Consider the following 5,521-nt stretch of genomic DNA (forward strand, 5'->3'; position numbering starts at 1 on the left):
GCTGAATTCACGAAACAAGTGCAACACCTGCTAAGGTGTTGCCGCGATGGGACAAAGTTACGATCAGTTGAGCCTGCGGGAGCGGGTAAAGATAGAGCTGTGGCACCGGGAAGGGCGCTCGCTGCGCTGGATCGGACGGCAACTGGGTCGTTCGGCTGCCACGATCAGCCGCGAGTTGCGGCGCAATGCCAGGCCGACCAAGCAGTGGTGCGGCAGCTATGACGGGGAACGGGCGCACGGACTGGCCCTCCGGCGCCGGCGCTGGGATGCCCGCTACAAGCTGGCACGCCAGCCGGCGCTGCGCGACATGGTCAGGCAACGCCTTGCGATGGGACAGTCACCCGAACAGATCGCCGGCCGGCTGGCGCGCGAGCACGGTGGCACGCTCATCAGCCATGAGTCCATCTACCGCTTCGTTTATCACCGCTCGGCGCAAAAGGATTACTGGCACCGCCTACTGCCGCGCGCCAAGAACCGCAGGGGCCGCCTGGGCCTGCGCGGCGGCTCGTCCGTCAGCTTCATCAAGCTGCGCCGCCCGCTGGCCCAACGTCCCGCCGAGGCCGACGACAGGGCCACGCCGGGCCACTGGGAGGCCGACCTCATGGCCTTTTCCCGCTATGGCCAGTATGTGCTGGTCACCCATGAGCGCAGCTCGCGCATCCTCACCATCGATCGGCTGTCGCGAAAGACCGCGCGCGCCGTCGTCCAGGCCCTGGTTCAGCGCTTCGGTCCGCTGCCCCGCCTGTTGCGCCGGTCGCTCACCTTCGACAATGGCACGGAATTCGCCTTGCATTTCGAACTCACGGACAGGCTCGGCCTCGCCACCTTCTTCTGCGATCCGCACGCCCCCTGGCAGAAGGGTGGCATCGAGAATGCCATCGGCCGCATGCGCAAGATCTTGCCGCGCAAGTCGGATCTGGCAACCATCGATCAAGGCCAAATCCGACAGTTGGTCGAGCACTACAACAATACCCCGCGCAAATGCCTTGCCTTCAGGACGCCAAATGAGGTCTTCTCGGAACTCCTCAACCGTGTTGCACTTCAAACGTGAATCCACCTCCCCGCCTGCGCGGGGATGACACCCTGGGTACACGGCAAGTGCCAGCACCATCTCCGATCGTCGGAGGACACGCCGCCTCTCCTATCGTCTTCGCCGGGCCAAGACCCGGCGATCCATCGGACGGCGGCGAAATGTGCTGGCGCTTCATGGGTACGCGGGTCGAGCCCGCGTATGACGAACCGAGGGGTTGCAGCGAAGACGCAGCCGCACGCTCTGTCGTGTTTGCACCGATGCGCCCACACACTCTGTCACGCCCGGCTCGACCGGGCATCCAGTAACCGCGAAGGCTGGAGATTCAATCGCTGTCGCAGGCGGTTACTGGTTCCCCGCCTACGCGGGGATGACACCTGAGCAAGGAGCAGGGGCCCAAAATACTTTCTGCCGTCATGCCGGCCCGCGTGCGCGCAAGCGCATGGCCAAGCCGGGATGACCCTGCAGTGCGTGGCGGGCAAGTGTCGTCGAACTTTGCGCCGAATCTGGCACATGGCGCGAAACAGGCCTATATGTTCGCCTGCCCGGGCCGGTATTGTCTGGCTCGCCCGCCACGCCCATCTCCAAATCCGCGGTTTCTCCGATCATGCCATCAATCCTTGCCGTCAAGTCGCTTTCCAAGACCTATGACACGGGCTTCCAGGCGCTGAAGAACGTCAATCTGGAAATCGAGAAGGGCGAGGTCTTCGCGCTTCTGGGGCCGAACGGCGCGGGCAAGACGACGCTGATCAGCATCATCTGCGGCATCGTCAACATGACGAGCGGCAGCGTCACCGTCGCCGGCCACGACATTCTGGGCGACTTCCGCGCCGCGCGCTCGATGATCGGCCTCGTGCCGCAGGAACTGACGACCGATGCCTTCGAGACCGTCTGGGCCACGGTGTCCTTCTCGCGCGGCCTGTTCGGCAAGCCGAAAAACCCGGCGCTGATCGAAAAGATCCTGAAGGACCTGTCGCTGTGGGAGAAGAAGGACAGCAAGATCATGACGCTGTCGGGCGGCATGAAGCGGCGCGTGCTGATCGCCAAGGCACTGGCGCACGAGCCGCAGATCCTTTTCCTCGACGAGCCGACGGCGGGTGTCGACGTCGAGCTGCGCCGCGAGATGTGGCGGGTGGTGGAGCGGCTGAAGGACACCGGCGTCACCATCATCCTGACCACCCACTATATCGAGGAGGCCGAGGAGATGGCCGACCGGGTGGGCGTCATCAGCAAGGGCGAGATCATCCTGGTGGAGGAAAAGAGCGAGCTGATGCGCAAGCTCGGGCGCAAGCAGCTGACCCTGCAGCTCGCCGAACCGCTGGACACCCTGCCGACCGGGCTGAACGGCCATCACCTGGAACTTGCCGGCGACGGCCGGGAACTCGTCTACACCTACGACACGCAAGGGGAGCGCACGGGCATCACCGCCCTGTTGCAGGATCTCGGCGAGGCGGGCATCCGCTTCCGCGACCTTTCGACCAGCCAGAGCTCGCTTGAGGAAATCTTCGTGAGCCTCGTGAGGGACAATCGATGAACTTTCACGCCGTCGCCGCCATCTACCGGTTCGAGATGGCCCGCACCGGCCGCACGCTGCTGCAAAGCATCGTCTCGCCGGTGATTTCCACCTCGCTCTATTTCATCGTGTTCGGCGCGGCGATCGGCTCGCGCATCACCGAAATCGACGGCGTGAGCTACGGCGCCTTCATCGTGCCGGGCCTCATCATGCTGTCGCTGCTGACGCAGAGCCTTTCCAACGCCTCCTTCGGCATCTACTTCCCGCGCTTCACCGGCACGATCTACGAACTCCTCTCCGCGCCCGTCTCCTACCTCGAGATCGTGGTCAGCTATGTGGGGGCGGCGGCGACCAAGTCGCTGATCGTCGGCGCCATCATCCTGGCCACCGCCGGCTTTTTCGTGCCGCTGCGGATCGAGCATCCGGTCTTCATGCTGCTGTTCCTGATCCTGACGGCGATCACCTTCTCGCTGTTCGGTTTCATCATCGGCATCTGGGCCGACAGTTTCGAGAAGCTGCAACTGGTGCCGCTGCTGATCATCACGCCGCTGACATTCCTCGGCGGCAGCTTCTATTCGATCCACATGCTGCCGCCCTTCTGGCAGAAGGTGACGCTGCTCAATCCGGTGGTCTACCTCGTCTCCGGCTTCCGCTGGAGCTTCTACGGCCAGGCCGACGTCAATGTGGGGGTCAGCCTGTTCATGACCTTCCTGTTCCTGGCCATCTGCCTTGCCATCGTCGGCTGGATCTTCAAGACGGGGTATCGGCTGAAATCGTGAAGTGGGGCATGCCCGACCCGATCGGGCATCCGTTAGCCGCCAGCTCTGGCGGATTGGCCACGGCGACAGGTATCCACCGGATCTCCGCCTGCGCGGAGATGACGGCGGGGGCGGGGCTAGCGGCTTGCCTCATAGCCCTTGCAGGCGAGGGCGACGATGCGCGGGATCGGACCCGTGCTTTTCACGTAGTCCTGGACGGCCCGCAGGCTGCGGCCGAGTTCGGCGGCGGCGGCCTGCCGCGTGAGGCGGTTGCGCTTGAGGAATTCGGCGAAGTCCTGTCCGGTCATCTGCTCGGCGGCGAGACGCTCGACGCTGGTCGCGGCCATGTCGATCTCGCCGTCGGCCCATTCGATGGCTACGCCGCCGTCGACAATGCCGAGGGCATCGAACAGAGCCTGATTGCCACGCAACGGCGCGTAGAGCCTGAACTGCTCGATCAGCGGCGCGAGGTCGACGGTTTCCGTGATGCCGGCGCGAGGCCCCTGCGACCAGCTGACGGTCACGGTATACCTGCCGGCAGGCGCGACGGAAGCGAGACGGGGCATCGGGGTCGGATCGAATTTCGGATCAGTCGCGTTCATTGTATTCGTCCCATTTTGCCGTCAGCAGAGCCTTGTTCGCCGCCGCCCATTCCAGGGCTCCATCGGAGTGGCCGGCTGGTGCCGTGCCGCGAATGATCGCAAGGGTCGCGATATCGACCATGTAGCCACCATCCGCGCTTAGGACGTGGAAGTGGGGCGGGGCATGGTCATCGGCATATATGACGATCCTGCAAATCGATAGCCGGTGAATGGTCGGCATGAAAGCGTCCGGCAAAACGGATGATGTGTATTCACTGCACAAAATGCAATGGAAAATGTGCATTAATTGCACATTCTAGATCTGGAGCCAGCTGAAGCAGCCCTGCCGTCATGCCCCTCGCCGCGGCGGCGAGGGGCGGTTGGCTGAAGGATCAGGTCCCGGCGCGGTTCGCCTGTTGCTTGGCGATCTTCTGCTGTTCTTCCTCGATCTGCTTCCGGTATTCGTCGAGGTTTCCCGGAGGGGTCGCCTTGTTGGATGGATCTTCCGGCTCCAGCTCGATCAGGACCGGATTCGGCTTGTGGTCCAGCGTGGCGCCGCTGATGGCGTCGACGCCGAGGCCGACCACGCCGCCGAGCAGGATGTTGCCGGCCGCGCCGGCCGCACCCTTGCCGGAAACGTCGGAGACGACGTGGACGCTCTTGGGCTTGTAGCCCTCCTTCTTCGCCGTCACCGTGAAGTCGTCCTTGCGCGATACGCGGACCGAGCAGGGATTGCCGGAGCAGGTGTGGCCGACGGTGGTGGTGATCTGGGCATCGTCGGGATCGACGACGACCGTGACTTCCTCGGTGGTGCCGCGAACGGCGGTGGCGCAGCCCGAAACGAGCAGGCCGCAGGCAATCATCAATGCAAGTCTTGTCATATACTCCCCCCAACCAAACGTCATGGTTGAATAGGCGGAGAACCTGCCACCGGCGGCAGGGAAGGTCCATGTTGAATCGCTGAATACCCGAAATTCGTGGTGGGAAAAGGCCTTGGCTCGCACAGGTAGAAAAATAGGAAAAAATTCCTTGACAGCGTGACGCTGGTTCGGTATGGTTTTTCTACGGTCGGAGAAGTGCGGCTGGAGCGGGGTGGTGGCGGCCCGAGCGACGGCAGAATGAGGTGTGGGGCGAGAGGTTCAACATAGTCTGTCATGCCCGGCGAAGGTGGGTATCCAGTAACCGCCAGCATCGGAGATTTGGCCGCTGAGGCAGGTGTTTACTGGATCCTCGTTTTCACGGGGATGACACCGGAGTTTGGGGCGGGGGCTGCATCTATTTCTGCAGCGGAATGGACGGGACGTCTCTCCCCTCGTCTTCGCCGGTACCCGGATCGAGTCCGGGCATGATCCGGCGATCCATGGAGAGTCTGCGGCAAGGGGTGATATTGCATGGATACGCGGGTCGAGCCCGCGTATGACGAGCCGAGAGGGTGGGGCAGAAAGGCTACCCACTCTGTCGTGCTTGCACGAACGCGCCCACAAGCCCTGTCATGCCCACGAAGGTGGGCATTCAGTAACCACTGACGCGGAGAACAGGCACCTCCTCTCCGCTCGTCTTCGCCGGGCCCAGATCCGGCGATCCACCCGAAGGCCGCAGCATATCCTGTCATGCCCGGCTCGACCGGGCATCCAGTAAC

6 protein-coding genes are annotated in these 5,521 nt (G+C 63.4%); 3 read left to right on the forward strand and 3 right to left on the reverse strand.

Annotated features, from left to right (window positions below; translation table 11 throughout):
* The first annotated feature begins 46 nt into the window (after positions 1-46).
* The 3 genes from H2509_RS08035 to H2509_RS08045 all read left to right on the forward strand — a co-directional run bounded on the left by H2509_RS08035 (position 47) and on the right by H2509_RS08045 (position 3,322).
* Entirely contained in the window at positions 47-1,051 is a 1,005-nt protein-coding gene (locus tag H2509_RS08035) for an IS30 family transposase (RefSeq protein WP_182162602.1), read from the forward strand.
* Between the two features lie 586 nt (positions 1,052-1,637).
* Positions 1,638-2,564 (forward strand): ABC transporter ATP-binding protein, encoded by a 927-nt coding sequence (locus tag H2509_RS08040; protein ID WP_182164142.1) that lies wholly within the window; start codon positions 1,638-1,640, stop codon positions 2,562-2,564.
* A complete protein-coding gene (locus tag H2509_RS08045; RefSeq protein WP_182164144.1) occupies positions 2,561-3,322 on the forward strand; it encodes an ABC transporter permease in 762 nt (253 codons plus the stop codon). Before H2509_RS08040 ends, H2509_RS08045 begins: the two co-directional genes overlap by 4 nt.
* Before the next feature lie 116 nt (positions 3,323-3,438).
* Here the strand turns inward: H2509_RS08045 and H2509_RS08050 are convergent, their stop codons facing one another.
* The 3 genes from H2509_RS08050 to H2509_RS08060 all read right to left on the reverse strand — a co-directional run bounded on the left by H2509_RS08050 (position 3,439) and on the right by H2509_RS08060 (position 4,763).
* Positions 3,439-3,903, reverse strand: coding sequence for a hypothetical protein (locus tag H2509_RS08050; RefSeq protein ID WP_182164146.1), 465 nt, complete (start codon positions 3,901-3,903; stop codon positions 3,439-3,441).
* Complete coding sequence (locus tag H2509_RS08055) at positions 3,890-4,123, reverse strand: DUF4160 domain-containing protein (RefSeq protein WP_209001872.1); 234 nt, start codon at positions 4,121-4,123, stop codon at positions 3,890-3,892. The genes H2509_RS08050 and H2509_RS08055 overlap by 14 nt, the downstream gene beginning before the upstream one ends.
* Positions 4,124-4,274: 151 nt before the next feature.
* Entirely contained in the window at positions 4,275-4,763 is a 489-nt protein-coding gene (locus tag H2509_RS08060) for a translation initiation factor 2 (RefSeq protein WP_182164148.1), read from the reverse strand.
* Between the last annotated feature and the right edge of the window lie 758 nt (positions 4,764-5,521).

Origin of the sequence: Stappia albiluteola, from assembly GCF_014050225.1 — a bacterium.
Lineage (GTDB): Bacteria > Pseudomonadota > Alphaproteobacteria > Rhizobiales > Stappiaceae > Hongsoonwoonella > Hongsoonwoonella albiluteola.

Excerpts from the sequence above, each read along its gene's own strand:
- H2509_RS08035 (WP_182162602.1), top strand. The coding sequence starts at position 47 with ATGGGACAAAGTTACGATCAGTTGAGCCTGCGGGAGCGGGTAAAGATA.
- H2509_RS08040 (WP_182164142.1), top strand. The coding sequence starts at position 1,638 with ATGCCATCAATCCTTGCCGTCAAGTCGCTTTCCAAGACCTATGACACG.
- H2509_RS08045 (WP_182164144.1), top strand. The coding sequence starts at position 2,561 with ATGAACTTTCACGCCGTCGCCGCCATCTACCGGTTCGAGATGGCCCGC.
- H2509_RS08050 (WP_182164146.1), bottom strand. The coding sequence starts at position 3,903 with ATGAACGCGACTGATCCGAAATTCGATCCGACCCCGATGCCCCGTCTC.
- H2509_RS08055 (WP_209001872.1), bottom strand. The coding sequence starts at position 4,123 with ATGCCGACCATTCACCGGCTATCGATTTGCAGGATCGTCATATATGCC.
- H2509_RS08060 (WP_182164148.1), bottom strand. The coding sequence starts at position 4,763 with ATGACAAGACTTGCATTGATGATTGCCTGCGGCCTGCTCGTTTCGGGC.